The following is a 26335-nucleotide window of genomic DNA, read 5'->3' on the forward strand; positions in this document are numbered from 1 at the left end:
TCGGCCACAAGATCGACCGTGCCGGTGCTGAACTGGTGCGACGGACCATGCGCAGGCTCGGACGCAAAATGCGATCCGGACGAAACCCAGGCGCCCGCAATCAGGTGCTTGCCGTGAGGGGTGAATGCTTTGTGATCCAGCATCGGGGAAAGTCCTTTCTTGCGGATTGGACAACCTGCCGGACGCTCCGGCAGGTCTGGCAGGGATCAGCGACCCGTGCGGGCGCGCCAATCGTCGTATTTCTTCTGGTTCTCGTCCTTGGTGCAGGGATAAAGGCCGATGATGGCCGCACCGCCCTGAACCTGTTCCAGCACGAAATCCTCAAAGGATTCCATGCCGGTGCATTCGTCGGCGATCTCATCGGCCAGATGCGCGGGAATGACCATCACGCCATCCTTGTCGCCCACCATGATGTCGCCGGGAAAGACCGCCGCATCGCCGCAGCTGATCGGCACGTCGATATCCAGTGCCTCGTGCAGGGTCAGGTTCGTCGGCGCGCTGGATTTCGCGAAATAGGCCGGCATGTCCAGCTTGCCGATGCCGTCGGCGTCGCGCATCCCGGCATCGGTCACCACCCCCGCCGCACCGCGCAACGCCAGCCGCGTGATCAGGATCGACCCCGCGGTGGCCGCGCGGGCATCCTTGCGGCCGTCCATGACCAGCACATGACCGGGCGGACAGGTTTCCACCGCCACCCGCTGCGGGTGGTCGGCATTGCGAAAGACGGTGATCGGATTGCGGTCCTCGCGCGCAGGGATATAGCGCAGGGTAAAGGCCGGCCCGACCATGTTTTCATCCTTGGGCGCGACCGGAACCACGCCCTGAATGAACTGGTTGCGCAGGCCGCGCTTGAACAGCGCCGTCGCGATCGAGGCGGTCGAGACCTTTTTCAGCTTGGCGCGGGTGTCATCGGAAAGCATCTGCCTGCCCTTTTCAGTTGATCACGGGCTCGTCCACCGGACGGCCGTATTCGGTTTTCAGGAAATCGAAATCGCAGCCCTTGTCGGCCTGTTCGATATGCTTGCTGAAGATATAGCCGTAACCGCGTTCGTATTTCGGCGGCGGAGCCTGCCATGCCGCGCGGCGTTCGGCCAGTTCGGCATCCGGCACCAGCATGTTCAGGCTGCGGGCCGGGATATCCAGTTCCACCATATCGCCGGTTTTCAGCAGCGCCAGCGGACCGCCGACAAAGGCCTCGGGCGAGGCATGCAGCACGCAGGCGCCAAAGCTGGTGCCCGACATCCGCGCATCGGAAATGCGCACCATGTCGCGCAGCCCCAGCTTCAGCAGCGCCTTGGGCATCGGGATCATGCCCCATTCCGGCATCCCCGGCCCGCCTTGCGGCCCGGCATTGCGCAGCACCAGCACGGTCTCGGGCGTCAGCGGGTAATCCGGATCGTCGATGATCTTCTTCAATTCGGGATAGCTGTCGGCCACCAGCGCCGGGCCGGTATGGCGATGGAATTTCGGATCGCAGGCGGCGGGCTTGATGACCGCGCCATCGGGGCAAAGATTGCCCTTCAGCACCGCCAAGGACCCTTCGTGATAGACCGGGTTAGACAGCGGACGGATCACGTCCTCATTCCAGATCTTCACGTCCTCAAGCCCGGCGGTCAGCGACGCGCCCGTGACCGTGATGGCCGAGGCGTCCAGCTTGTCGCCCAACTGCTTCATCAGCGCGCGGATCCCGCCCGCATAGAAGAAATCCTCCATCAGATAGGTCGTCCCCGAGGGGCGGATATTGGCGATCACCGGCGTCGTGCGTCCGATGCGGTCCAGATCGTCCAGTTCCAGCGGCACACCCGCGCGCCGCGCCATCGCGATGACATGGATGATGGCGTTGGTGGAACAGCCCGTCGCCATCGCCACCGTCACCGCGTTCTTGACGGATACCGGGGTGATGATCTTGTCGGGCGTCAGATCCTCCCAGACCATATCGACGATGCGCCGCCCGCAGGCCGCCGACATGCGCTGATGGTTGGCATCCGCCGCCGGGATCGAGGAGGCGCCGGGCAGCGTCAGCCCCATGCCCTCGGCAATCGCGGTCATGGTCGAGGCCGTGCCCATCGTCATGCAATGGCCGTAAGAGCGGGCGATCCCGCCCTCGATCCCCTGCCATTCCTCCTTAGAAATCGTGCCGGCGCGGCGTTCGTCCCAGTATTTGAAGCCGTCCGTGCCCGATCCCAGATATTTCCCGGCATAATTGCCGCGCAGCATCGGACCTGCGGGCAGAAAGATGAACGGCAGCCCCATGCTGACCGCGCCCATGACCAGACCGGGCGTCGTCTTGTCGCAACCGCCCATCAGCACCGCCCCGTCGATCGGGTGCGAGCGCAGCAGCTCTTCGGTCTCCATCGCCAGCATGTTGCGATAGAGCATCGTGGTGGGCTTGACGAAGTTTTCCGACAGCGACAGCCCGGGCAGTTCCATGGGAAAGCCGCCCGCCTGCAGGATGCCGCGCTTCACCCACTCCACGCGGTCCTTGAAATGCATGTGGCAGGGCTGGGCTTCGGACCACGTGTTGATGATCGCGATGATCGGCTTGCCCTGCCAGTCTTCCGGCGCATAGCCCATCTGCATGGTCCGCGAGCGGTGGCCAAAGCTGCGTTGGTCGTCAGGTAGCATCCAGCGAGCCGAGCGAAGCTGCTCATAGGTTTTCTTAGCTGCCATTTTTCCTCCTCTCCGCGCCAGAATCGGCTTTGGCGCGGCCCTCATTCATACTAATATTTTAGTGTATCATGTATATCAACTATTATATTTGTGTCGTTGTGGACCAAAGCGCCGCGAATTATGATCGGGGGAACAAGGAAATGGTGATGAACAGCTCGCTTGCATCGTCTTTCGGCCTGACCGAACCCGTCAACTCGAACTCCAGCGGCGCGACGGTGCAGCGGGTCTATGACGATTTGCGCAGACGCATCATCTCGATGCAGTTGCCGCCAGACACCACGTTGTCGCGGGCCGAACTGACCGACACCTATCAGGTCAGCCAGACCCCCATCCGCGAGGCGATGCAGCTTCTGAAACAGGAAGGGCTGGTGCGGATCTATCCGCAGTCGAAAACCGTGGTGACACGCATCGACGTGCCGCAGATCCACGAGGCGCATTTCCTGCGCGTCGCCCTGGAAACCGAGGTCGTGCGCAGGCTGGCCGTTCTGGACAATGCCCAGCTTGTCACCCGCGCGCGGTCGATCATCCGCATGCAGGAAGCCGTGGCCGAAGACCCCGACCAGCTTGCGGTATTTCAGGAGCTGGACGAGCTGTTTCACCAGACGCTGTTTGCGGGCGTCAGCCGCAGCGGGCTGCATCTGCTGGTGCGCGAACGCTCGGGACATCTGGACCGCATCCGCCGTCTGCATCTGCCCGAAAAGGGCAAGGCGCAGGGCACGCTTGCGGGCCATGTCGCCATTGTCGACGCGCTGGCTGCGGGGTCCGAGGACGGCGCGGTCAAGGCGATGCGCGACCACCTCAGCCGCACCATCGCCAAGATCGAGGATCTGCGCGGGATCTATCCCGATTACTTCGCCTGAAATGCCGGGCCTGACCGACTGGGCCTGCCCGACAGGGCCTGAATGACTGGGCCTGAATAAGCGGACCAGCGCCACGCAGCCTGGTCAGTTCACCGGGCTCAGCAGCGGCCTGCCGGCAAAGAACGCCTCCAGATTGTCCAGTGCCAGTTGCGCCATGCGGTCGCGGGTTTCCTCGGTGCCGCTGGCATGATGCGGGTAAAACACCGCATTCGGCAGGCAGGTCAGCGCCGGATCGGGGTTCGGCTCATTCAGATAGACATCCAGCCCCGCCGAGCCCAGCCGTCCGTCCCGCAGTGCCGCGATCAGCGCCGCCTCATCGGTGACGGATCCGCGCGCCACGCTGACCAGCGTGCCCTTGGGCCCCAGCGCGTCGATCACCGCGGCAGAGACCAACCCTTCGGTTTCCGGCCCGCCGGGGGTGGCGACGATCAGGATATCGGCCCATGCGGCCATCGCCACCAGATCGTCAAAGAATGCATAATCCACCGGCTTCCGGCTGCGCCCGAAATAGCCGATCTGATGGCCCAGCGCCGCGCAGCGCGTGGCGATGGCCCGGCCGATATTGCCCAGACCCACGATCCCCGTGCGCTTGGCCACGGTCGAGGCAGTCAGCGGAAACATCCCCTGCCGCCCCCAGTCGCCCGACCGCACATAGGCATCGGCCTGCACGAATTGCCGCCGCGCCGCCAAGGCCAGCAGCACCGCCATATTCGCCACATCCTCGACCAGCGCGTCCGAGGTATTGGTCAGTTTGATGCCGCGCCGGGTCATTTCGGGTAGGTCCATCGGCTCGTATCCGGCGCTGGAACAGGCGACCAGTTCCAGCGCGGGCAGACGGTCCAGCAGCAGCTTTTCCAGATGGTAATGCCCGTTCACCACCATCGCCCGACAGACCGGCCCCGCCTGCGCCAGCAGCGCGTCGGGATCTGAGGCAAGGTCAAGGCGGTGCAGGGTATAGTTTTGCTCAAGCACCTGCATCTGCGCATCGCGCAGCGGAACGGCGACCAGAATGTCGGGCTTCATGCGGGCATCAGTCCTTCCTGTCGGGCGTGGCGGCGGGCGGCCTGAACCGCCGGATCGGGGTCAAGGCTGGCCGCCAGCAGATTGCGCGTATAGGTCTCGCGCGGGGCTTCAAAGATCTGCCGCACCGGGCCTTCCTCGACGATCTGGCCGGATTTCATGACGATGACACGATCGGCGAAATCGCGCACCACCGGCAGGTCATGGGCGATGAACAGATAGGACAGGCCCAATTCACGCCTGAGCCCGTCCAGAAGCGCGATCACCTGCGCCTGAATGGACACATCCAGCGCCGACACCGCCTCGTCGCAGACAATCAGCTTCGGCTCCATCGCCAGCGCGCGGGCAATCGCGATCCGCTGCCGTTGCCCGCCTGAAAACTGGTGCGGATAGCGCCCCGCCATATCGGCCTTCAGCCCGACCTTGACCAGCAATTCGGCGACCCGCGCCTTCCACTGGCTTTTCGGCAGGATGCCGGGATGGATGACCCACGCCTCGGATATCAGCTGATAGACGGTCATGCGCGGGTTCAGCGATAGCGTGGGATCCTGAAACACCATCTGCAAATCGCGGCGGCAGTCGAACAGCTCGCGCGGGGTCATGGCCATCAGGTCGCGCCCGTTATAAAGCACGCGCCCGCCATCGGGATCGTCCAGCCGCAGCACGGCGCGGGCCAGCGTGGATTTGCCGCTGCCGCTTTCGCCCACCACCGCGACGGTTTCGCCCGGCATGATCGTCAGGTTCACGCCCTTCAACGCCTGAAACGCGCCATAGCTTTTCTGCAACGCCTGCGCCTGCAACAAGGGCTGCCCCGAGCGGTCGCGTTCATCCGGCATCGCGCCCTTGCCGGGCGCCGCGTCGATCAGCTTGCGCGTATAGGGATGCTGCGGGTGGTGATAGACCTGCGCGGCGTCGCCGGTTTCCACGATGCGGCCGCCATTCATCACCACCACACGGTCGGCGATTTCGGCGACCACGCCCAGATCATGGGTGATCAGCAACAGCCCCATGCCGGTTTCCTGCTGCAATTCCTGCAACAGCTCCAGCACCTGTGCCTGCACGGTGACATCCAGCGCCGTCGTCGGCTCATCGGCGATCAGGATGTCGGGCTTGCAGGCCAAGGCCATGGCGATCATCAGCCGCTGCCGCTGCCCGCCCGAGAATTGATGCGGATATTTCCCCATCGCCTCTTGCGGATCGGGAATGCCCACGCGGTCCAGCAGTTCCAGCGCGCGGGCATTGGCCTTGTCTCTGGCTCCGCCATGGGTCGTCACCATCTCGGCGATCTGCCAGCCGACGGTATAGACCGGGTTCAGGTGTGCCAGCGGATCCTGAAAGATCATCGCGATCTTGGCGCCGTTGACGCGGCGGCGTTCCTCGGCCGTCATGCTCAGCATGTCGCGGCCATTCAGCAGGATCGTCCCCGAGGTGATCTTGCCCGGCGGCATGTCGATCAGGTTCATCACCGCCGAGGCCGATACCGACTTGCCCGAACCGGATTCGCCAAGGATCGCCAATGTCTCGCCCCGGTCCAGATGCCAGCTGACATCCTGAACCGCCTTCACCGTTCCCATGACGGTATGGAATTCCACCGACAGGTCGCGCACTTCCAGCAGATGCTCAGCCATTCTTGCGTCCTCCCATTTCTAGGCGCCAGCGTTGCGTCGGGTCCAGCGCGATGCGCAGCCAGTTCGACAGCAGGTTCAGCGACAGCGTGGTCAGGATGATCGCCAGACCCGGCCAGAAGGACAGCCACCACGCATTCGTCAGATAGGGCCTGCCCTGCGCCACCATCAGACCCCAGGTGATTTCCGGGGCCTGAATGCCGATGCCAAGGAAGGACAGCGACGATTCCGCCAGCATCACGAAGGCGAAATCCAGCGTGGCGATGGTCACCAGCGTCGGCACGACCACCGGCAGGATATGGCGGAACACGATGCGCTTATGCGATGCGCCCATCACCTTGGCGGCCTGCACGAACATCCGCTCGCGGATCTCCAGCGTCTCGGCGCGGGTGGTGCGCAGATAGATCGGGATGCGCGTGATCGCCAGCACCAGCACGATATTCGCGATCGAGGGCTCCAGCATGTAAAGCACGATCACCGCCAGCAGCAGCGAGGGAAAGGACATGATGACATCCCCCAGCCGCATGATCCATTGCGCGGCGCGCTTGCGGGAATAGCCCGCAATCAGCCCCAGCCCGCAGCCGATCAGCGCCGAGAAGAACACCGCCCCGGCAGCGACCATCACGGTGTTCTGGGTCGCCACGATGATGCGCGCCAGCAAGGGCCGCCCCAGCGCATCCGCGCCCAGAAAGAACATCCAGCCACGGTCCAGATCGAAGGGCGGCGCATTGCGCCCGCGCAGGTTCGGGCGTGTGGTGACATCGCCCAGCAGCATCGGCCCAAAGATCGCGCACAGCACGACCAGCACCAGAAACAACGCGGCGAAAAAGGCGAATTTGTCGGCCCACAGCATGGCCAGCCATTGCGCGGCACGGCTTTTCGGCTTGGGCTCATGGATGGTTTGCGTGTCTGTCATGCTCATCGCTCAATACCGGATGCGGGGATCGAGGATCGCATAGGCGATGTCGATCAGCAGGTTCATGATGAAGATCGCCAGCGCCGAGACCATGATCGCCGCCAGCACCACCGCGAAATCGCGCAGCAGGATGCTGTCGATCATCAGCTTGCCGATGCCGGGAAAGCCGAAGATGGTCTCGACCACCACAGCGCCGTTCAGGATCGCGGCGGCCTGATCGCCGATCACGGTGATGACCGGCAGCATGGCATTGCGCAGCCCGTGAACAAAGATGATGGGCCGCGACCGCACGCCCTTGGCCTTGGCCGTCTTCACATAGGCCGAGCCCAGCACGTTGATCATCGACCCGCGCACGACCTGCAGGATCAGGCCGAACGGCCGGATGAACAGCACCGACACCGGCAGGATCCAGTGCCAGACGCTGCCCGTGCCCGATGTCGGCAGCCAGTGCAGGTTCACGGCAAAGACCACGATGGCGACGATGGCGATCCAGAAATCCGGGGCCGAGGCGCCGACCAGCGAAAAGAATGTGGCGATGCGGTCGAAGATGCCGCCCACCTTGAAAGCCGCCAGCGACCCGATGACGATGGCTGCGACCGTCACCAGCGACATGGTGATGACCGCCAGCCACAGCGTCCAGCCAAAGGCCTGCAGCACGACCTCCATCGCCGGGCGGGCCTGACGGATGGACTGGCCGAAATCGCCGCGCAGCAGATCGCCGACATAGCGCCCGAATTGCACGATCAGCGGATCGTTGAAGCCGTGCAGTTCCCGGAACTGGTCGCGCATCTCGATCGTGGCATCCAGCGGCAGGTAAAGATCCGTCGGATCGCCGGTCAGCCGCGACAGGAAAAAGACCAGGATCACCAGCCCGACCAGCGAAATGCCGCTGGCCATCGCCCGCTTTCCGATGAATGAGTTCATAAGCCCACCCCCCTCCCTTGGGTTCTGGACAAGGCGATGCCTGCCCTGGGTTCTGTACCTTGGGGGTCCGGCAGTCTCCTCAGGCCTGACGGACATCGGGCGAATCAACGCCCGCAGAATTGATATATTAGTATGTCTAGGATTTTTGTGAACCGCTAATCGTCATGCCCTCGGCTGCGGCTCTGCCGCCAGCGCCCATTGCCCGCCACCAGCAGGACCGAGGCAAAGATCACCGCGCCGCCGATCCATGTGCTGGCCAGCGCGATTTCGCCAAAGAACAGATAGGCCAGAATGGCCACGACCGGCAGGCGCAGGAAATCCAGCGGCGCAAGGAATGAGGCATCGGCCATGGCGAATGCCCGCGTGATCAGCGTCATGTTCACGGCCCCCAGCACGCCTTGCAGCGCCAGCAGCGCGATCTGATCCGGCGTCGGCGTGACCCAGACCGGCAGCGCCGCCAAAAGGCCCAGCGGCACCATGCTGAGCAGGTTCCACGCCACCAGCCTGTCCGTCGTGTCGCGCTGCGCCATGCGTCGCAGGATCAACTGGATGGCCGCCGTCAGGACCGCCCCGGCCAAGGCAAACAGCAGCCACGGATCAAACCCGCTGGCGCCCGGCCGGATGATGATGGCGATGCCCGCGAAGCCCACCAGAACCGCCAGCACCCTGCCCGCCAGAACCGGCTCGCGCAGAAAGATCCACGCGCCCAGCGTCAGAAAGATCGGCATGGTGAAATTCAACGCCGTCGCATCGGCCAGCGGCGCATGGGCATAGGCCACGAACAGCGCCACAAGCGAGGCAAGCTTCAGCCCCGCGCGCAGCACATGCATCCCGCGATAGGGCGAGGCGCGCAGATCGACCCGCAGAACCATCCATGGCAGCACGGCGATCAGCCCGAACACCGCGCGGAAAAACCCGATCATCAGCGGATGCACCTGCCCCGCCAGACTGCGCACGATGACCGCATCCAGCCCCGCAAGCACGGTTGCAACAGCCATCAGCAGGACGGCCAGCCCCTTTTTGTCTGCGGACATGTCGGCCCCTCCCTCGGCATGTCGTCACCGGGGGTTATGTGCGCTCAGCGGCAAAAGATCCACAACTGAAATACAAGAACATCAGGCTGGCGATGTCTGCGGGCCAACATACGGTGGCGTGGCGCAGGTCAATCCGGCTGCGGCATACTGGCGATGAATTGCGTGGCCAGCGCATCGCAGAACATCCTGGCGCAGATGCCCGCCAGATCCTCGGAGGCGGCGTCCTGTTCCGGGATCTGCCCCATCTGATCCAGCAGCCCGATCACCAGCCGCGCCTGATGGGTCGCGGGAATATCGGTGCGCAGGATGCCGGACCGCTGTTCCTGCATCATGTTCGACACGATCCAGCCCAGAAATTGCTGGCGTGTCACCTGAGATGCGGGAACCTGATAAAAGCCGATCTTGGTCAGATCGCGGTCGCGGCCCAGCAGGTTCAGCGCAAGTTCAAAACTGGCCCGGACCTTGCCATACAGCGCCTCGGGGGCGGTGTCGGGCATCAGCAGGCATTGCTGCGTCGCCTCGCGCAGCGCGGTGCGGAACTCCCGGACCAGCGCCTCATAGGCGGCTTCCTTGCTGGCGAAATAGATATAGAAGGCGGGCTGGCTGACCCCTGCCTCGGCCACGATGTCGCTGACCTTGGTGTCGTGAAAGCCCTTGAGCGCGAAAACCCGGATCGAGGCGCGGCGAAGCCGTTCCTTGGTTGCCTGCCCGCGCGGTCCGCACTGGGATGTCGCCTGTTCCATGACGCCTTCGCAACTGGTCACCGCTGGCATTAGAGGCTTGCCCGCCATCTGGCAAGCTTGGGCTGCTGCGATGTCAGGTGTCGCGCGAAAACTGCAACTCCATCAGGAATTCTGCCGTTTCTCCGGGCGGCAGGATCGCGTGATGGTTGCGCTGTTCGATCGCCGGTCCCTGATCGGGAAAGGGCGCCATGCCGCGCCATGGCTCAAGACACAGGTATCCCGCACCGGGTTTCTGCCACAGCGCGAATTGCGGCAGGTTGCGGCTGCGCATCCGGACATGCGTGGTCGCGCTGCCAAAGCGGACCGCATCGCCCGCGCCTTCGGGAAAGACCATCGCGCCGTCCTGAAACAGCGCCTGATCCAGCACCAGCGCGCCCTTGTCGAAGGGAGTTGGGTAGGGCGTGGGCGCGATCAGCCCATCCGCATTGGGGCGCATCATGACGGGCGCCCCGCCGTTCTCCAGTTCGACCCCATGCGGCTGGCCCGCCATACCCGGCAAAGGCCAGACAAAGGCCGGATGAAAGCCGAACTGAAAGGGCATCGGCGCGCTGTCCAGATTGCTGACGGCCGCGCGGCAGATCAGCGTCCGGTCCTGCACGCGATAGCCGATGCGCAACTGGAAATCGAAGGGATAGGCCGCATGGGTGGCCTCATCCGCCTCAAGCAGAAGTTCGGCCATATCGCCGCCGATCTGCTCCAGCCGGAAATGGCTGTGCCGCGCAAACCCGTGCGAGCCCATGGGAAAGGACCGCCCGCCGATGGTCACGGCGTCATCCGGACTGCGGCCGATCACGGGAAACAGCAACGGAGACCGCCCGGCCCACCAGCGCGCATCCCCTTGCCACAGCCATTCGGCCCCGTCGGCGCGGGTGCGGATGGATTGCAGCTCGGCCCCCAGCCCGGCGATTTCGACCCGCAGGGCGTCGTTCTGGATTACCGTCATGCAGTCCCCTTCTGCGCAGGCCGCTGAGCCTTCATCGCCTTAGTTCAGGCGGCGGTCCAGATGCAGATAGCCTCCGTCGACATGCAGCCACTGCCCTGTGATATGACTGGCACGGTCCGACAGCAGAAAGGCGCAGGTATCGGCGATTTCGCGGGCAGTCGTCATGCGCTTGCCCAAGGGGATGCGGGCGGTGATGGCCTCCAGCTCGGCCTGCGGGTCGGGCATGCTGTCCAGCCAGCGGCGATACAGCGGCGTCATCACCTCGGCCACGACGATGGCATTGACGCGGACCTGATCGGGCAGAAACTCGACCGCCCATTCGCGCGTCAGCCCCAGCTGCGCCGCCTTGGCCGCGACATAGGCCGATGTGCCGCCCTGCCCGGTCAGCGCGGTCTTGGAACTGATATTCACCACCGCACCCCGCTGCGCGCGCAGATCATCCGCGACCGCGCGCAGCATGGTGAAGTAATGCACAAGGTTCTGGTCCAGACTTTTGCGGAACGCGTCGGGCGTGCGGTCCAGCCCCACGCCGTCATTCGCGCCCGCATTGTTCACAAGCCCATGGATCGGGCCGTGGCGTTCGCGGGCCTGCGCGACCGCAACCGCGCAGGCGGCATCGTCGGAAAGCTCGGCCCGGATGAAATCCGCGCCCGTGCGCGCCAGCCAGTCCGCATCCGGCGCGCTGCGCGAGATGATGACGGGGCGCGCGCCTTCCTCGGCCAGCACTTCGGTGATGCCCGCCCCGATCCCCGAGCCGCCGCCGGTCACGATCACCACCCGGCCTTGCAGGTGCAGATCCATCACGCCCCCCGGAAGCGATAGGTTTCAAGGCTGGCCTCGTGCATCTGGATCGAAAATCCCGGCGCCTCGGGCGGCATATAGGCGGCGTCGCGGATGATGCAGGGATCCAGAAAATGTTCGTGCAGATGGTCCACGAATTCGATCACCCGGCCTTCGCGCGTGCCCGCGATGCACAGATAGTCGATCATCGACATGTGCTGGACATATTCGCACAAGCCCACCCCCCCGGCATGAGGGCAGACCTTCAGCCCGTGCTTTGCCGCCATCAGCATCACGGCCAGCACCTCGTTCAGACCGCCCAGACGGCAGGCGTCGATCTGCACCACGTCGATCGCGCCTTCCATGATGAACTGCTTGAACATGATGCGGTTCTGGCACATCTCGCCGGTGGCGACCTGAACCGGCGCCACGCCCGCGCGGATCTTGCGATGGCCCGCGATGTCGTCGGGGCTGGTCGGTTCCTCGATGAACCACGGCTGGGCAAAGGCCAGCTTGCCCACCCAGTCGATGGCCTGATCCACCTCCCAGACCTGATTGGCGTCGATCATCAGGTTCACGTCCGGGCCGATTTCATCGCGGGCGATGGTCAGGCGGCGAATGTCGTCCTCTAGATCGCGGCCGACCTTCATCTTGATGTGGCGAAAACCGGCATCGACCGCCTCGCGGCACAGGCGGCGCAGCTTGGCGTCGTCATAGCCCAGCCAGCCCGCGCTGGTGGTATAGCAGGGATAACCCTCGGCCAGCAGGGTCTTGATGCGGGCGGGTTTCCCGGCGGCCTGCGCGGTCAGGAATTCCAGCGCCCATTCCGGCGTGATGCAATCGGTGAGATAGCGAAAGTCGATGCAGCGCACCAGTTCGGCGGGCGACATGTCGGCGACCAGCTGCCAGACCGGCTTGCCTTCGGATTTCGCCCACAGATCCCAGACCGCATTGACCACAGCGCCCGTCGCCAGATGGATCGCGCCCTTGTCCGGGCCGATCCAGCGCAACTGGCTGTCGCTGGTCATATGCCGCCAGAAGCGGCCCATATCCTGCGCCACCCATCCCAGATCCAGACCCACGACCAAAGGCCGCAGCGCCTCGATCGCGGCAATGCAGATCTCGTTGCCGCGTCCGATGGTAAAGGTCAGGCCGTGGCCCTGATGCGGCCCGTCCGTTTCCAGAATGACATAGGCCGCCGAATAGTCCGGGTCCGGGTTCATCGCGTCCGAGCCGTCCAGCTGCGCACTGGTCGGAAAGCGCACATCCACCGTGCGCAGGCCTGTGATACGGGTCATGCCCCTGCCTTTCGTATTGGGGGGCGCAAAGGCCCCCCGGTCAGTCATCAATCGTAAAGAACGGCGGCGATTTCGGGGGCGTCGATGTTCGACTTGTCATACCAGAAAAAGCCGGTGTCGATGTCCTTGGGCACGGTTTCGCCCTTGGCCACGGCGACGGCCGCCTTGACGGTTTCATAGCCGATGCCCACCGGGTTCTGCGTGATCGCCCCGGCCATGGCGCCCGAACGGATCGCGTCCTTCTGCGCCTTGCCGCTGTCGAAGCCGATGACCACGACCTTCGAGTTCATCTCGCGCGCGCCGTTCAGGACGCCGATGGCCGCGCCTTCATTGGTGCCGAAAATGCCCTTGATGTCGGGATTGGCGGCCAGAATGGCCTTGGTGATCTCGGTCGATTTCAGGTGGTCGCCATCGCCGTATTCGATGGTGACGATCTGCACATCGGGGTGCTTTTCCTTCATCTGATTGACGAAGCCGTCGCGCCGGTCGATCCCCGTGGCCGAGGTCTGGCTGTGGCCCACGACCGCCACATGACCCGCGCCGCCGATCAGTTCGGCCATCTTGTCCGCCGCCATCGCCGAAGCCGCCACGTTGTCGGTGCTGGCCGTGGCCACCGGAATGTCGCTGTCGACGCCACTGTCGAAGGCGATGATCGGAATGCCCGCCGCCTGCGCCTGTTTCAGTTGCGGGATCACCGCCTGACTGTCCAGCGCGGCCAGCGCGATGGCACTGGGCTTCTTGGCCAGCGCCGCCGCCAGCATGTCCATCTGCTTGTCGACCTGCGTTTCGTTATCCGGCCCCTCGAACGTCACATCGACGCCCAGATCGGCCCCGGCCTTGTCGGCGCCCTGTTTGACCGCCTGCCAGAACTGGTGCTGAAACCCTTTCGAGATCAGCGCGACCGACATGCGGTCCTGCGCCATGGCCCCGGTCGTGCCGACCGTCAGCGCCAGCGCGGCAGCCGCGCCGATCAACATTCCCCGTCTTGAAAACATCTTCCCCTCCCAAGGTTGAAACTAGACAGCGGCGCGACGGCGCAGCTGGTCGGCATAGACGGCGACGATGATGATCGCGCCGGTAACGACGGTCTGCCATTCCGGCGCGACCGACATGACGCGCAGGCCGTTGGTCAGGACCGACATGATCAGCGCGCCGATCAGCGTGCCAAGGATCGTGCCCCGCCCCCCGGCCAGCGAGGTGCCCCCGATGACCACGGCGGCAATCGCCTCAAGCTCATATCCCAGCCCCAGCGCGGGCTGGGCCGAGTTCAGGCGGCTGGAGATCAGGATGCCGCCAATCCCCACGATGCCGCCGGCCAGCGCATAGATCGCCATCTTCCAGCGGTCGGTATTGACGCCCGACAGCCGCACGGCTTCCTCGTTCGATCCCAGCGCGAAGGTGTAGCGGCCCAGCACGGTGCGCCCCAGCACCCATGCGATCACGGCGGCGACGATGAACAGGATCAGCACGCCATTGGGCAGCGGAAACTGCGGAATGACCGACCCGATCAGCGAGCCCTGAGAGATGGTCGTGTAACCCTCGGTATCGTTGAAATAGATGGGCTTCGTGCCGGTGACGATCAGCGACAGGCCCTTCAGGATCAGCATCATGCCCAGCGTGGCGATGAAGGGCGGGATCTTGGCCTTGGCCACCAGCGTCCCCGAGATCAGCCCGCACAGCGCCCCGGTCGCGATGCCCGCAGCCACCCCCAGCGGCAAAGGCATGCCCCCCCATGTCAGCACCACCCCCGCCATGACGGCGCAGAAGGTCATCAGCGTGCCGATGGACAGGTCGATCCCGCCGGTGATGATGACCAGCGTCACCCCCACGGCCAGAACGCCGTTGACCGAGGTGGCCTGCAGGATCGACATGATATTGTCGATCCGGAAAAAGGCGGGGCTTGCCAGCGAAAAGCCCACGACCAGCACGATCAGGCTGGCAAAGGCCAGAAGCTTTTGTTGCGCGGCGCCCCGGCGGGCCTGTTTCTCGCTCATCCCTCGGGTTCCTTATTCCGCCGCCAGCGTCTCGCGCCGGGTGGCCAGTTCCATGATGTCTTCCTGCGACGCGCCGCCGGGCAGGATGCCGGTCAGGCGGCCTTCGCACATGACCGCGATGCGGTGCGACAGGCGCAGCACCTCGGGCAGTTCGCTGCTGATGACGATGATCGCCTTGCCCGCGGCGGCCAATTCCCCCAGCAGGCGATAGATCTCGGCCTTGGCGCCCACGTCGATGCCGCGCGTGGGTTCGTCAAAGATCAGGATGTCGCAATCGCGCAGCAGCCATTTCGCGATGACCACCTTTTGCTGGTTGCCGCCCGACAGAAGCCGCACCTCTTGCCGGTCGCCGGGCGTGCGGATCGACAGGGTGTCGATATAGTCGCGGGCGATCCGGCCCAGACGGCTCTCGTCGATCCGGCCCATGCGGTCGGCATAGCGCGGCAGGCTGGCCATGGCGATATTGGCGCGCACATCCATGCCAAGCGCCAGACCGTAATGCTTGCGATCCTCGGACAGATAGCCGATCCCCGCCTGCACCGCGTCCGCCGGGCTGCGGATGGTCACGGGCCGATCGTTGATGCGGATCTCGCCGCTGTCGGCAGGCTCGGCCCCGAAGATCGCGCGGGCCAGTTCGGTGCGCCCCGCGCCCATCAGCCCGGCAAAGCCCAGAATCTCGCCCTTTTTCAGCTGAAAGCTGATCTTGCGCAGCTCGGTGCCGCGCGTCAGGTCGCGCACCTCAAGCGCCGTCTGCGCCCCCGCCAGATCGGGGATGGTCGCGGCGGCCTCGGCCAGTTCGCGCCCCACCATCATCTGGATAATGCGCGAGATCGGCGTCTCGGCCGCTTCGACCGTGCCGACATAGGCCCCGTCGCGCATCACCGTCACCCGGTCCGAGATCTGCCGGATCTCATCCATCTTGTGGCTGATATAGATGATGCCGACACCTTCGTCGCGCAACTTGCGGATGATGGTGAACAGTTCGGCGATCTCGGCATCGTTCAGCGCCGCCGTGGGTTCGTCCATGATCAGCACCCGCGACCGATGGCTCAGCGCCTTGGCGATCTCGACCATCTGCTGGCGGGCGATGGTCAGCCCGCCCACCGGGGCGCGCGGGTCCATGCGGATGTTCATGGCGTGAAACAGCGCCGCCGTATCGGCATTCTGCCGCGCCTCGTCGATGCGGCCAAAGGACAGGCGCGGCTCGCGGCCGATCCAGATGTTCTGCGCCACCGACAGATCCGGCATCAGCGCCAGTTCCTGATGGATGATACCGATCCCCAGCGCCTGCGCGGCGGCGGGGTTCGGCAATGTGGCCGCCGCGCCGTCGATCAGGATCTGGCCTTCATCGGGCTGATAGACGCCCGACAGGATCTTCATCAGCGTGGATTTTCCCGCGCCGTTTTCGCCCATCAAGGCGTGAACCTCGGCCCGGCGCAGGTCGAAATCCACCGATTTCAGAGCGTGGACGCCGGGAAATCGCTTCTGGATGCCCTGCATCCGCACCAGATCGGTCATGGCGTCACCCCATAGAAACGCGCGGCATTGCCGCCCATGATCGCAGCGCGGTCGGCGGCAGACAGATCGCGCAGCAATTCGTCCGTCAGGTCGCGCCATTGCGCAAAACTGCCGGCAAGGTTCAGCACCGGCCAGTCGCTGCCCCAGATCAGACGCTGCGGGCCGAACCAGTCCAGAAGATGCGCCACCAGCGGGCGCAAGGCGGGCAGAGGGTCATGCAGATCGCCGGGCGCAAGTTCGGTCAGCAAACCCGACAGCTTGCAATGGATGCGCGGATCGGCGGCCAGGGCGCGCATCCCCTGCGCCCATGCGCTGTGTTCGTCCGGCTGCGGCTTGGCGGCATGGTCGATGACGATGGCCAGATCCGGGTTCCGCGCCGCGAATTCCGCCAGCACGCCCAGATGACGGCGCGTGACCAAGGCATCGAAGGTCAGGCCAAGGCGCGGCAGTGCCGCCAGCGCCTCGGGCCGGGGCGCGGTCAGCAGCCAATTGGTATCGGCGATGTCCTGCAGCATGGGGCGGATGCCGCGAAAGCGCGGGTTTTCGGCGCGGCTTTCCAGATCGGTCACGGCATGGGCCGCCGTCAGATCGACCCAGCCCACGACACCGACCGGACCGGACAGCGACAAAAGAAAATCCGTCTCGGCCAGCGTGGGGGCGGCCTGAACGGCGATGACCGGGCCATCTCCGGGATGATCCGAGGGGCCGAAATCGCGGCGGATGGCATCCAGACCGGGACCGGACAGCCAGCCGTAATCGCCACGGTCCAGCCGCCAGAAATGGCAATGCGCATCCAGAATCTGCATCGCCGCCCCTCCCAAAGCAACGCGCTCCGCCTGCGGGCGCCCCCTCCTTGGGACTATCGCTGCGGTTCTTATATGAATATGCTATCCACATATGAACATGCCGCGCAAGCGTTTCTTTGGAGGGTTCCCATGGCCGATGACATTCAGGACAGCTCCTTTGATGCGACCGAACGCTATCGCGCGCCGGCCTTGGACAAGGGGCTTGATATCCTTGAGGTCTTGTCCGAACAGGCGCGCGGCCTGACCCGGACCGAGATCGTCAAGGCACTGGGCCTCAGCCCATCTCAGATCTATCGCATGCTGGAACGGCTGGTGGCGCGCGGCTATGTCACCCGAATCGAAGGCGGCGACCGCTATGCGCTGACGATGAAGCTGTTCCTGCTGGGAACGCAGCACCCGCCGGTGCGGCGGTTGGTCGCACAGGCCCAGCCGTTGATGGACGACTTTGCGCGGGCGCTGCGCCAGTCCTGCCATCTGATCGTGCCGGAAGCCGGGGCGGGCGTCGTGATCGCGCAGGCCAGCCCGATGGGACATTGGGAATTCCGCGCGCGGATCGGCGGGCAGGTGCAATTGTTCAGCACCGGGTCGGGAATGACGCTGTTGGCCTTTCAGCACCCCGACCGCGCCCAGCAGACGCTGGGTGGCTGGGGTGTCAGCGATGCCGCAGCAAAGCTGGCGCGGATCGCCGAGCATCTGCAACAGGTGCGCGCCCAGGGCTGGCGCGCCGAGCCGTCGGGCCAACTGGTCGGCGTCACCGATATCAGCGTCCCCCTGCTGGGGCCGGGCGGCGATGCGGTGGCGGTGCTGACCTGCGCCTATATCGAACATCCCGATGAACTGGGCCACGACAGCCGCACCGAGGCGCTGGCCGCCTTGGCGGATGTGGCGCGGCAGCTTTCCCTGTCGATCCAGCAGCCCGGATGATGCGCGCGGGCTTGGCAATAGCCGCGCGACGGGACATAACTCAGGCACAAGCCCGACAGTGACGACATGGCCAAAGAGATCGAACGCAAGTTTCTGGTAGCTAACGATTTATGGCGCATCGAAGTCCAGCGAACCGTGCGATTGCGCGACGGATTGCTGGCCTTTTCCGATGGCCGGAAAGTCCGCATCCGGTTTTACGATGACCGGGCCACCCTGACCGTCAAAGGCCGCCGAAAAGGCATCAGCCGGGACGAGTTCGAATATGACATCCCCTCATGCGATGGTCTGGTCCTGCTGGCGGATCATTGTGACGGCGAGGTGCTGGAAAAAAGCCGTCATCACATCCAGTTCGGCGGGCATGAATGGATCGTGGACGAATATCACGGCATCCTTGCCGGCATGTTGCTGGCTGAAATCGAGATCCCGACCGAATGCACCCGATTCATGCACCCACCATGGCTGGGCCCCGAGGTGACGGGCAAGCAGAAATACCGCCAGACCAACCTGATCAAGGCCTATGCGCAGGCCAGATCGTCGCAGGCCGACGGCTAGGGTCAGGGCGTCAGATCGTCCGGTCGGTCGATGTCGCGCAGCACGGCAGGCGGCAGGTCCAGACGGTTCGCCTTCGGGATGTCGCGCAGCAGGCTGCCCGCGCCCCGGTCGCCCTGCAAGGTCTCAAGCCGGTCGAACCATGTCGCGGGAAACAGCGCGGGCGGCATGGGCTGCCCCGCCGATTGCGCGCAGGCCGCATCATCGCCCGCAAAGGCCAGCAGGCGGTCGATGTCATCGCCGCGCAGGAACGGCATATCGCCCAGCAGCACCAACAGACGCGCGGGGCGGGCTTGGCGCAGATGCCGCAGCCCCAGCAGCAGGCTGTCCGATTGCGGCCCGCCTTCGGGCACGGCCAGCACCTCCATCCCCTGCGCCCGCGCAAGATCTGCAACCTGCGACGTGGACACGACGGCCAGCCGCTGCGCGATGCCGGGCCGGTCGGTCAGGCGAAACGACGCCTCGGCCATGGGGCGGCCCTGCACCAAGGCCAGCAGTTTGTCGGCAGATCCGAACCGGCGCGAGGCCCCGGCCGCCAGCACAAGGGCAGCCGTCGCGCGTTCAGCGTTCAAACCCGGTCCCCGGTCAGGTCCCGCAGCATCAGCGCGATCTGATAGGCGTCATAGGGCTTTTGCACCACGGGCAGATCGCGATAGCCGTCGGTCAGCCCGTCCCGGCCATAGCCGGTCGCGAAAAAGAACGGGATGCCGCGATCCAGCAGCCGGTCGGCAATGGGAAAGGACTGCTTGCCCGCCAGATTCAGGTCCAAAATGGCAAGGTCGAAATCATCGCGCAGCGCGGCATCCAGCGCCGGTTCAAGCCGCATGACCGGGCCGACGGGCTGATGGCCCAGATCGCTGACAATGTCCTGAAGCATCATCGCGATCAGCATTTCGTCTTCAACGATCAGAATGCGTGCCATCGGCCTCACCGCGATAAAGGGGTTTGTCGCTGACCGCCGCGACCGGGCTTTCCAGCACGAAGACCGTTCCGGTGGGCCGGTGGTCGATATGGGCCGCGCCCTGCAATTCCTGCGGCAAGACCTCGAGGATCAGGCGCGAGCCAAAACCCGTGCGGCTGGCGGGGGTGACCGGCGGGCCGCCGGTTTCGGCCCATTCCAGCCGGAAGATGTCGCGGTCATCAACGCGCCAACGGATGCTGACCTGACCCTCGGGCGCGGACAGCGCGCCGTGCTGCGAGGCGTTCGTTCCCAGTTCGTGGACCGCAAGCGCCACCGCCAGCGCGGCACGTGGGCCAAGGCGCAGATCCGGCCCGTCGATGCGGAACGCGTCGCCCCGATCGCGAAACGCGCTGGTGGCGCTGTCGATGATGCTGCGCAGATCCGCGCCGTCCCAGTTTTCCTGCGTCAGCACGTCATGCGCCCGCGACAACGCCAGAATCCGCGCATTGATCGACCGCAATGCCTCATCCTTCGAGGACGCCCCGCGCAGCGTCTGGCCCACGATCGACTGGATCGAGGCCAGCGTGTTTTTGACCCGGTGATTCAGCTCATTGATCAGAAAACGCTGGTGGCTTTCGGCGCGTACCCGTTCCGTCACGTCCGAGCCCTGCACGAAAATATGCGTGACCGCGCCGGAATCGTCGCGGATCGGCTGATACACGAAATCCAGAAACCGCTGCTCCAGCGGCGCGTCGGGCGAGCGGTTCAGAAAGACCGGCTCGGACATGCGCTTGACGGTCTCGCCGGTGGAAAACACATGATCCAGCAGCAGGACATAGCCCTGCCGGGCCACTTCCGGCAGCGCGACATCGACCCGCTGGCCGATGACATCGCGCCCGCCGATCAGCCGGCGGTATTCGGGGTTCATCAGTTCAAAGCGATGATCCGCCCCGCTCAGCATCGCCATGAAGGTCGGCGCCTGCGAAAACATGCTTTGCAGGCGCTGGAATTCCTGACGGTTGCGCCGTTCCGCCAGCACGCGTTCGGTGGTCTCGACGACGATGGCGATGACGCCCGCAGGCTTGCCCTGTTCGTCGGCCACGGGGGAATAGTCCAGATTCATCCAGACCTGTTCCGGATAGCCCTTGCGATACAGCGTCAGTTCCTGATCGCGATAGGCCAGCGTGCCGCCAGCCAGTCCCACCCGCATCACATGATCGTTGAAATCCGCAACCTCGCGCCAGCCCTCGCGCACGTTCGAGCCCAGAATCTGCGGATGGCGATGCCCGGCGAAAACCGAATAGGCATCGTTATAGATCATCACGCCACGCTCTCCCCACAGCATGACAATGGGAACGGGGGAATGCAGCAGCAGCGCGGTGGCGGTTTTCAGGCATTGCGGCCATGTCTCGACCCGGCCAAGCGCGGTCTGCGACCAGTCAAAGTCACGGATCAGACCGGCAACCGCACCGTCGTGACCCAGAAACGCAAATGGCGCGGCAGCATCGCTGGTCACACTGATATCCTATGCGCGAAAGATCGCAGAAACGCATCACATCCGGACCTGCCGCGGGGTCAATCCCGTCCAGATCGCAAGCCCAACTTTCACGCCGCGAATCCGTTCCGCAAGTCTTTGCAGACCGCTGATCTGCGGGCAGTTGCCGCATAACACCACCGCCTGTTAGACTTGGTGCAACAAAAAACACGGAACGAGCAGGACAGGCCATGAAAATCCCCAAGACGCGGCTGGCGTTATGCCTTGCGCTTGCTGCATCGACATTGACGGGCTGCGGCGTCGGATCGCGTCACAGCGAATTGGAATGCATGGAGCGGGCGATGTATTTCGAATCCAACCGCTCCAGCCGGGACGGCATGGTCGCGGTGGGCAGCGTGGTGATGAACCGCGTGCAATCCGGGCAATATCCGCGTTCGGTCTGCGGCGTCGTGGGGCAGAAAAACCAGTTCGCACCCGGCGTGATGCGCAAGAAGATGAACGACCGCTCGGTGCCCATGGTGCGCGAGGCGGCGCGGTCGGTGATGCGCGGAGAACGCCATCCGCTGATCGGCAATGCGATGTTCTTTCACGTCGCCTCGGCCCGCTTTCCCTATGACAACATGCACTATGTCCTGACCACGGGCGGCAATGCGTTTTACGAAAAGCGCAAAAGCCATCTTGTGACGCGCCCGGTCCCGCCACCCGCCATCGAAGGCATCACGCGCCGTTAGGGCGCGGCATGCAGAAGGCCGCTGGCGGGCATCCCCGCCAGCGGCCATGTTGCCCCGCGTCAGACGCGGCTCAGTTCGCGGTGACGACCTGCGGCTGGCCCCGGCTGCGCGACATCACGGCAATGACCGCTGCCGCCCAGATCACCGCCGCAATCCACCACATGACATTGCCGCTGAGCAGGCCAAGGCCGATCAGCCCGCCCTGAATGCAGTAATAGGCCATGGGGATCAGCGTCTTGCGGATGATCGCGCCTTCGCGGTCGGCCAGACCCACCGTTGCCGATGCGGCGACCACGTTATGCACGCAGATCATGTTGCCCGCAGCGCCACCGATGGCCTGCAAGGCAACCACCGTGCCCGCGCCCGCCGCGCCCAGACCGATGCTTTCCCCGGTCGAGAACTGGAACAGCGAAAACATCATGTTGCTGACGGTGTTCGATCCGGCGACAAAGGCCCCCATCGCACCGATCCATGGCGCAAACATCGGCCATGCCTGACCCACGGCGGCAGAGACGCCCTCGGCCAGAATGATCGGCATGCTGGCCAGACTGTCCGAGGCCGAGTTCAGAAACACCTGCACCATCGGAACGGCCAGCAGCAGCGCCGGGGCCGCAGCCATCATCGTCGTTCCCGACGATTTCATCGCCCGGCCAAAATCGCGCCCCTTCATCCCGTGATAGAAGAAGGTGAACAGCGATGCCAGAATCAGGATCGTGCCCGGCAGATACAGCATCTGCGCGCGCGCATTGATCCCCGAGCCGAACAGGTTGTCAAAGGCCAGCGTCATCTCGGGCGAGGTCAGGAAGGCTTTCAGCGGCCCGATGGTCCGCGTCGCGATCAGCAGCAGCACGACCACGATATAGGGCATCCACGCCTTCAGCAGCGGCATGACCGGCTTGTCGGCATGGTGATCCTCGGTGCTGTCCAGCGTGCCGACCCAGCTTGCATCCCATTGCTTGCGGGGCGGGAAGTCAAAGACCTCGGCCGGGATGAACAGGCCGCGTCTGGCGGCGGGCACCACGATCAGCAGGCCGATGATGCCACCCAGCAGCGACGGGAATTCCGGCCCAAGGATATTGGCGATGATCCAGTAGGGCACGGTGAAGGCCAGACCGGCGAACAGCGCGAATTTCCAGATGCGGAAGCCTTCGGCAAAGGATCGGTTGGCGCCAAAGAACCGCGTCAGCATGCCCACAAGGATCAGCGGGATCAGGAAGCCCACAAGCCCGTGGATCGTGGCGACCTTGACCGCGACCTCGAACAGGTAATCGGAAAAGGCCATGGGCGCGATGGTCGTGTCGACGATCTGCTGCCCCGAAAGGCCGGTATTCACCCCCACAAGGATCGGCGTCCCCACGGCTCCGAATGACACCGGCGTGGACTGGATGATCAGCGTGACCATGACCGCAGCCATGGCGGGAAAGCCCACCGCAACCAGCAGCGGCGCGGCGATGGCTGCGGGCGTGCCAAAGCCCGATGCGCCCTCGATCAGCGACCCGAAGAGCCACGCAATGATGATCGCCTGCACCCGCCGGTCGGGCGAGATCGAGGTGAAGCCGTTGCGGATGGATTTGATGCCGCCACTTTCCTCCAAAGTATACAGCAGCAGGATCGCACCAAAGACGATGTAAAGCAGCGTTCCGGCGGTGACGATCCCGTTGACCGTCGCCCCCAGAACCTTGTTCAGTTCGGTCCCCCAGACCAGCAGCGCGGTCGCGACCGTCACCACATAGGCCACAAGCATTGAAAACTTGGCCGAACGCGCCAGAACCACCAGCAGCACAAACACTGTGGCGATGGGCAACGTGGCCAGCAGAAACGTGATTGCTCCAGCCATCTTTCCTCCTCAGATGGGCGGCGGTGCCGCCGGTTGCAGTCAGTCGTGCAAAACGGGGTGCGCATCCCAATGCGCGCATTTCGAGGTCTGCCCGATACCGGGGTTCAAGCTGTTGGTCGGATCTATCGCGCGATAGAATTCCGCCAGTCCGGGCTTGGCGTGATACAGATGGCCGACATTGTGTTCGGCCGGATATTCGGCGCCGCGATCGTCCAGCAGGCGCCACATCTGATGTTCCAGCGCCAGACAGTCATGGCCTTTCTTCACGACGTAATCCTGATGAAAGACGTGACAGAAGAAATGCCCGTAATACAGCTTGCTGACGATCTTTGCGTCCATCTCGGGCGGCAGCGTTTCCACCCAGTCGCGGTCATCCCGGCGCAGGGCGATGTCCAGCGCCACGATATCCTCGACCTCGCGGGCATGGATGGCGCGGTATCGGATGGCCGCGCCCGCCACGGCGAAGCGGTGCAGAAAGGCGGCTTTACCTTCGGCCGGGGTGCATTCGAACATGTCGCCACTGGCCGAGGGGAACAGGCCCGACAGATAGGCCCGCGCCTCGGCCACGCCCGCGCCGCCCATGCGCAGCATCAGATGATGTTCATAGCGGTCGCGAAACGCGTTCATGCGCTGGGGCAGATGGTTCGGAAACAGCCGCGCCACGCCTTGCGCCAGCCGGTCCGACAGCGTGCTGCCCAGCCCCAGCCGTTCCGTGACCGCATCCATCCGCGCCTTGGCGTTGAAAAAGGCGGGCATCCGGTCGGTCCCGGCCTTCTGGATGAACAGGAACGTGTCCTTGCCATAGGTCGCGGCCACGTCATAGGCCTCGCGGTGGATATATTCCCCGGCGATGGGCAGGCTTTCAAACCGGCTCAGCATATGGCGGCGGATCCGGGTCAGCTCGGCCGGATCGTTGGTGCCGATATAGAAGACGGCGGTTTCCGTCTCGGCCTCGAACGTGTCCAGACGCACGGCGAATACCGCAAGCTTGCCCGCGCAGCCCGCGCTTTCATGCAGGCGGCGCGGATCGGCGTTGAACCGGGCCGGCGTGGCGGCGTCCACATCGCGCACATGATCGGCATATTCGCGGTCCGAGGCCCATGCATCGGTCGGCGCAGGTTCGGGCAGATCGCCGCGTTCCACGCGGTCCAGAATGGTTTCGGGGTCGCAGCCCAGATCCACACCCAGATGATTGACCAGCGCCACCGTGCCATCCGGGCCCACCTGCGCAAACAGCGTCATCTCGGTATAGGCCGGGCCGCGCCGGATCAGCGCACCGCCCGAATTGTTGCACACGCCCCCCAGAACCGAGGCGCCGATGCAGCTTGAACCGATCACGGAATGCGGCTCGCGCCCCAAGGGACGCAGGCGCTTTTCCAGCACATCCAGCGTGGCACCGGGCAGGCAGACGACCTGCCGTCCCTGATCGACCAGATGCACGCCCTTCAGCCGCATCACGTTGATCAAGACGATCGGGCGGTCGTAATCGTCCCCCCACGGGGTCGAGCCGCCGGTCAGCCCGGTATTCGCCGCCTGCAGGATCACGGCGCAGCCCGCCGCGATGGCTGCGTTCAGCACGCGCCACATCTCGACCAGCGATCCGGGGCGCACGACCGCCACCACCGCACCGCCGCCATAGCGGAAGCCTTTGGTGAAGCGCCGGGTCGCCCGCGCGGAAGTCAAGACTTGCGCCGCGCCGGTTATGCCGCAAAGCTGTTCCAGCAATGCTTCGCGCATCACCGGGCGTTTTGCGGTTTCCGCATCTGGCATGTCTGTCCCCCGCTGATGCGGCCCCGGCATATGTCGGCCAAACGCGACACCCTTGCCGGACGCATGAATGTAAATTGAAATGACCTCTCCCATCGGCATGGTAAATTATTTTTACCAAACCTGTCAAACGGCAAACGGATTGAACCATTCCGGCACTGTCGCTAGGTTGGGTGTCCGGGCCAATACCCATCCGCGAACGGAAGGCAGCGCTGTGGACAGAACCGTGAACAAGGGCGACAGCGCAGCGCAGGCCACCGCCCGCCATATCGAGGATCTGATCCTTGAAGGGTCGCTGCGATCCGGCGATCTGCTGCTGCCCGAACGCGAAATGGCGCTGCGGCTGGACGTGTCCCGCCCCACCCTGCGACAGGGCCTGAAAATGCTTGAGGATAAAGGGCTTATCCTGACGGATGCCAATGGCGTGCGCCGCATCGCGCGGCTGGCGACCAGCATCACCGATCCGCTGATCGAACTGATGTCCTCGGGCGGTCTGGTGGTGGGCGACTATCTGGAACTGCGTGGCACGCTGGAGGGGCTGGCGGCCAGTCTGGCCGCGACCCGCGCCAATGACATCGACCGCCAGACCCTGTCCGACTGCATGGCGCGGATCGACCAGGCGCATGACAACGGCGATGCCCATGCCGAGGCCGAGGCGGATGCCGACCTGCATCTGGCCGTCTATGAGGCCAGCCACAATATCGTGCTGCTGCAGATCATGCGCGCCCTGTCGGGGATGCTGCGGCAGGGCGTGTTTCACAACCGCGAAAAGCTGTTTGCCCGTGACGAGGTGCGCGATGTGCTGCTGTCCCAGCACCGCGCGATCTATACCGGGGTGATGGCCCGCGATCCGGCCGCCGCCGCCCGCGCGGCCGAGGATCACATGATCTATACCAAGCGCGTGCTGTCCGAGATCGCGGCGGCCGAGGCGCGGCTGGAAATCTCGTTGCGGCGGATCGACGGCGGCAATATCGCACAGCGCGGATAAGCTGGCCCGGTC

The 26335-nt window shown here is 64.6% G+C and carries 25 protein-coding genes; 5 read left to right on the plus strand and 20 right to left on the minus strand.

Annotation, left to right across the window (positions count from 1 at the left end; genetic code table 11):
* Positions 1-206: 206 nt before the first annotated feature.
* Positions 207-920 (minus strand): ribonuclease activity regulator RraA, encoded by a 714-nt coding sequence (locus tag GL284_RS18130; RefSeq protein WP_155045930.1) that lies wholly within the window; start codon positions 918-920, stop codon positions 207-209.
* A gap of 13 nt (positions 921-933) precedes the next feature.
* Positions 934-2670, minus strand: coding sequence for an L-arabinonate dehydratase (gene araD, locus GL284_RS18135; protein WP_155045931.1), 1737 nt, complete (start codon positions 2668-2670; stop codon positions 934-936).
* A gap of 146 nt (positions 2671-2816) precedes the next feature.
* Here araD and GL284_RS18140 point away from each other — a divergent pair, with 146 nt between their 5' ends.
* Positions 2817-3530 carry a GntR family transcriptional regulator gene (locus GL284_RS18140; RefSeq protein WP_155045932.1) on the plus strand — a complete coding sequence of 238 codons (714 nt, stop codon included), beginning with the start codon at positions 2817-2819 and terminating at the stop codon, positions 3528-3530.
* Positions 3531-3614: 84 nt separating this feature from the next.
* On the opposite strand, the gene GL284_RS18145 is transcribed toward GL284_RS18140, so the two are convergent.
* From GL284_RS18145 to GL284_RS18205, 13 genes are all read right to left on the minus strand, one after another.
* Complete coding sequence (locus GL284_RS18145; protein WP_155045933.1) at positions 3615-4553, minus strand: 2-hydroxyacid dehydrogenase; 939 nt, start codon at positions 4551-4553, stop codon at positions 3615-3617.
* Positions 4550-6178, minus strand: coding sequence for an ABC transporter ATP-binding protein (locus GL284_RS18150; RefSeq protein WP_155045934.1), 1629 nt, complete (start codon positions 6176-6178; stop codon positions 4550-4552). The genes GL284_RS18145 and GL284_RS18150 overlap by 4 nt, the downstream gene beginning before the upstream one ends.
* A complete protein-coding gene (locus GL284_RS18155) occupies positions 6171-7091 on the minus strand; it encodes an ABC transporter permease (protein WP_155045935.1) in 921 nt (306 codons plus the stop codon). The genes GL284_RS18150 and GL284_RS18155 overlap by 8 nt, the downstream gene beginning before the upstream one ends.
* A 9-nt stretch (positions 7092-7100) precedes the next feature.
* Complete coding sequence (locus GL284_RS18160; protein WP_155045936.1) at positions 7101-8015, minus strand: ABC transporter permease; 915 nt, start codon at positions 8013-8015, stop codon at positions 7101-7103.
* A 155-nt stretch (positions 8016-8170) separates the two neighbouring features.
* Positions 8171-9049 carry a DMT family transporter gene (locus GL284_RS18165; protein ID WP_155045937.1) on the minus strand — a complete coding sequence of 293 codons (879 nt, stop codon included), beginning with the start codon at positions 9047-9049 and terminating at the stop codon, positions 8171-8173.
* Positions 9050-9177: 128 nt separating this feature from the next.
* Positions 9178-9792, minus strand: a complete 615-nt coding sequence (locus GL284_RS18170) for a TetR/AcrR family transcriptional regulator (protein ID WP_196216810.1) — start codon at positions 9790-9792, stop codon at positions 9178-9180.
* 73 nt (positions 9793-9865) lie between these two features.
* On the minus strand, positions 9866-10735 hold the full coding sequence (locus tag GL284_RS18175; protein WP_155045939.1) for an aldose 1-epimerase family protein: 870 nt from the start codon (positions 10733-10735) through the stop codon (positions 9866-9868).
* Between the two features lie 39 nt (positions 10736-10774).
* Positions 10775-11536: an L-fucose dehydrogenase gene (locus GL284_RS18180; RefSeq protein ID WP_155045940.1), complete on the minus strand. Its 762-nt coding sequence runs from the start codon at positions 11534-11536 to the stop codon at positions 10775-10777.
* Entirely contained in the window at positions 11536-12813 is a 1278-nt protein-coding gene (locus tag GL284_RS18185; protein ID WP_155045941.1) for an L-fuconate dehydratase, read from the minus strand. The genes GL284_RS18180 and GL284_RS18185 overlap by 1 nt, the downstream gene beginning before the upstream one ends.
* A gap of 47 nt (positions 12814-12860) precedes the next feature.
* A complete protein-coding gene (locus GL284_RS18190; RefSeq protein WP_155045942.1) occupies positions 12861-13808 on the minus strand; it encodes an ABC transporter substrate-binding protein in 948 nt (315 codons plus the stop codon).
* A 21-nt stretch (positions 13809-13829) separates the two neighbouring features.
* A complete protein-coding gene (locus tag GL284_RS18195; protein WP_155045943.1) occupies positions 13830-14807 on the minus strand; it encodes an ABC transporter permease in 978 nt (325 codons plus the stop codon).
* Positions 14808-14819: 12 nt separating this feature from the next.
* Entirely contained in the window at positions 14820-16325 is a 1506-nt protein-coding gene (locus GL284_RS18200; protein WP_155045944.1) for a sugar ABC transporter ATP-binding protein, read from the minus strand.
* Entirely contained in the window at positions 16322-17131 is an 810-nt protein-coding gene (locus GL284_RS18205) for an amidohydrolase family protein (protein WP_155045945.1), read from the minus strand. The genes GL284_RS18200 and GL284_RS18205 overlap by 4 nt, the downstream gene beginning before the upstream one ends.
* 129 nt (positions 17132-17260) lie before the next feature.
* On the opposite strand from GL284_RS18205, the gene GL284_RS18210 reads away from it, so the two are divergent.
* Positions 17261-18055, plus strand: coding sequence for an IclR family transcriptional regulator (locus GL284_RS18210; RefSeq protein WP_155045946.1), 795 nt, complete (start codon positions 17261-17263; stop codon positions 18053-18055).
* A 66-nt stretch (positions 18056-18121) separates the two neighbouring features.
* Entirely contained in the window at positions 18122-18607 is a 486-nt protein-coding gene (locus GL284_RS18215; RefSeq protein WP_155045947.1) for a CYTH domain-containing protein, read from the plus strand.
* A 2-nt stretch (positions 18608-18609) separates the two neighbouring features.
* Here GL284_RS18215 and GL284_RS18220 read toward each other — a convergent pair whose 3' ends face one another.
* The 3 genes from GL284_RS18220 to GL284_RS18230 are packed head-to-tail and all read right to left on the minus strand — an operon-like array spanning position 18610 to position 21021.
* Positions 18610-19176: a nucleotidyltransferase family protein gene (locus GL284_RS18220; protein ID WP_155045948.1), complete on the minus strand. Its 567-nt coding sequence runs from the start codon at positions 19174-19176 to the stop codon at positions 18610-18612.
* Positions 19173-19526, minus strand: coding sequence for a response regulator (locus tag GL284_RS18225; protein WP_155045949.1), 354 nt, complete (start codon positions 19524-19526; stop codon positions 19173-19175). Before GL284_RS18225 ends, GL284_RS18220 begins: the two co-directional genes overlap by 4 nt.
* The gene (locus GL284_RS18230; RefSeq protein WP_155045950.1) at positions 19504-21021 is read right to left on the minus strand and encodes an HWE histidine kinase domain-containing protein; all 1518 of its coding nucleotides are present in this window, start codon (positions 21019-21021) and stop codon (positions 19504-19506) included. The genes GL284_RS18225 and GL284_RS18230 overlap by 23 nt, the downstream gene beginning before the upstream one ends.
* A gap of 209 nt (positions 21022-21230) precedes the next feature.
* On the opposite strand from GL284_RS18230, the gene GL284_RS18235 reads away from it, so the two are divergent.
* Positions 21231-21731, plus strand: a complete 501-nt coding sequence (locus GL284_RS18235) for a cell wall hydrolase (protein ID WP_155045951.1) — start codon at positions 21231-21233, stop codon at positions 21729-21731.
* Positions 21732-21801: 70 nt separating this feature from the next.
* Here GL284_RS18235 and GL284_RS18240 read toward each other — a convergent pair whose 3' ends face one another.
* Positions 21802-23568, minus strand: coding sequence for an L-lactate permease (locus GL284_RS18240; RefSeq protein ID WP_155045952.1), 1767 nt, complete (start codon positions 23566-23568; stop codon positions 21802-21804).
* A gap of 39 nt (positions 23569-23607) precedes the next feature.
* Complete coding sequence (dld, locus tag GL284_RS18245; RefSeq protein WP_155045953.1) at positions 23608-25338, minus strand: D-lactate dehydrogenase; 1731 nt, start codon at positions 25336-25338, stop codon at positions 23608-23610.
* A gap of 211 nt (positions 25339-25549) precedes the next feature.
* On the opposite strand from dld, the gene GL284_RS18250 reads away from it, so the two are divergent.
* Complete coding sequence (locus tag GL284_RS18250; protein ID WP_341870502.1) at positions 25550-26323, plus strand: FCD domain-containing protein; 774 nt, start codon at positions 25550-25552, stop codon at positions 26321-26323.
* The last annotated feature ends 12 nt before the right edge of the window (positions 26324-26335 follow it).

The sequence above is a fragment of the Paracoccus shanxieyensis genome (assembly GCF_009711265.1).
Lineage (GTDB): Bacteria > Pseudomonadota > Alphaproteobacteria > Rhodobacterales > Rhodobacteraceae > Paracoccus > Paracoccus shanxieyensis.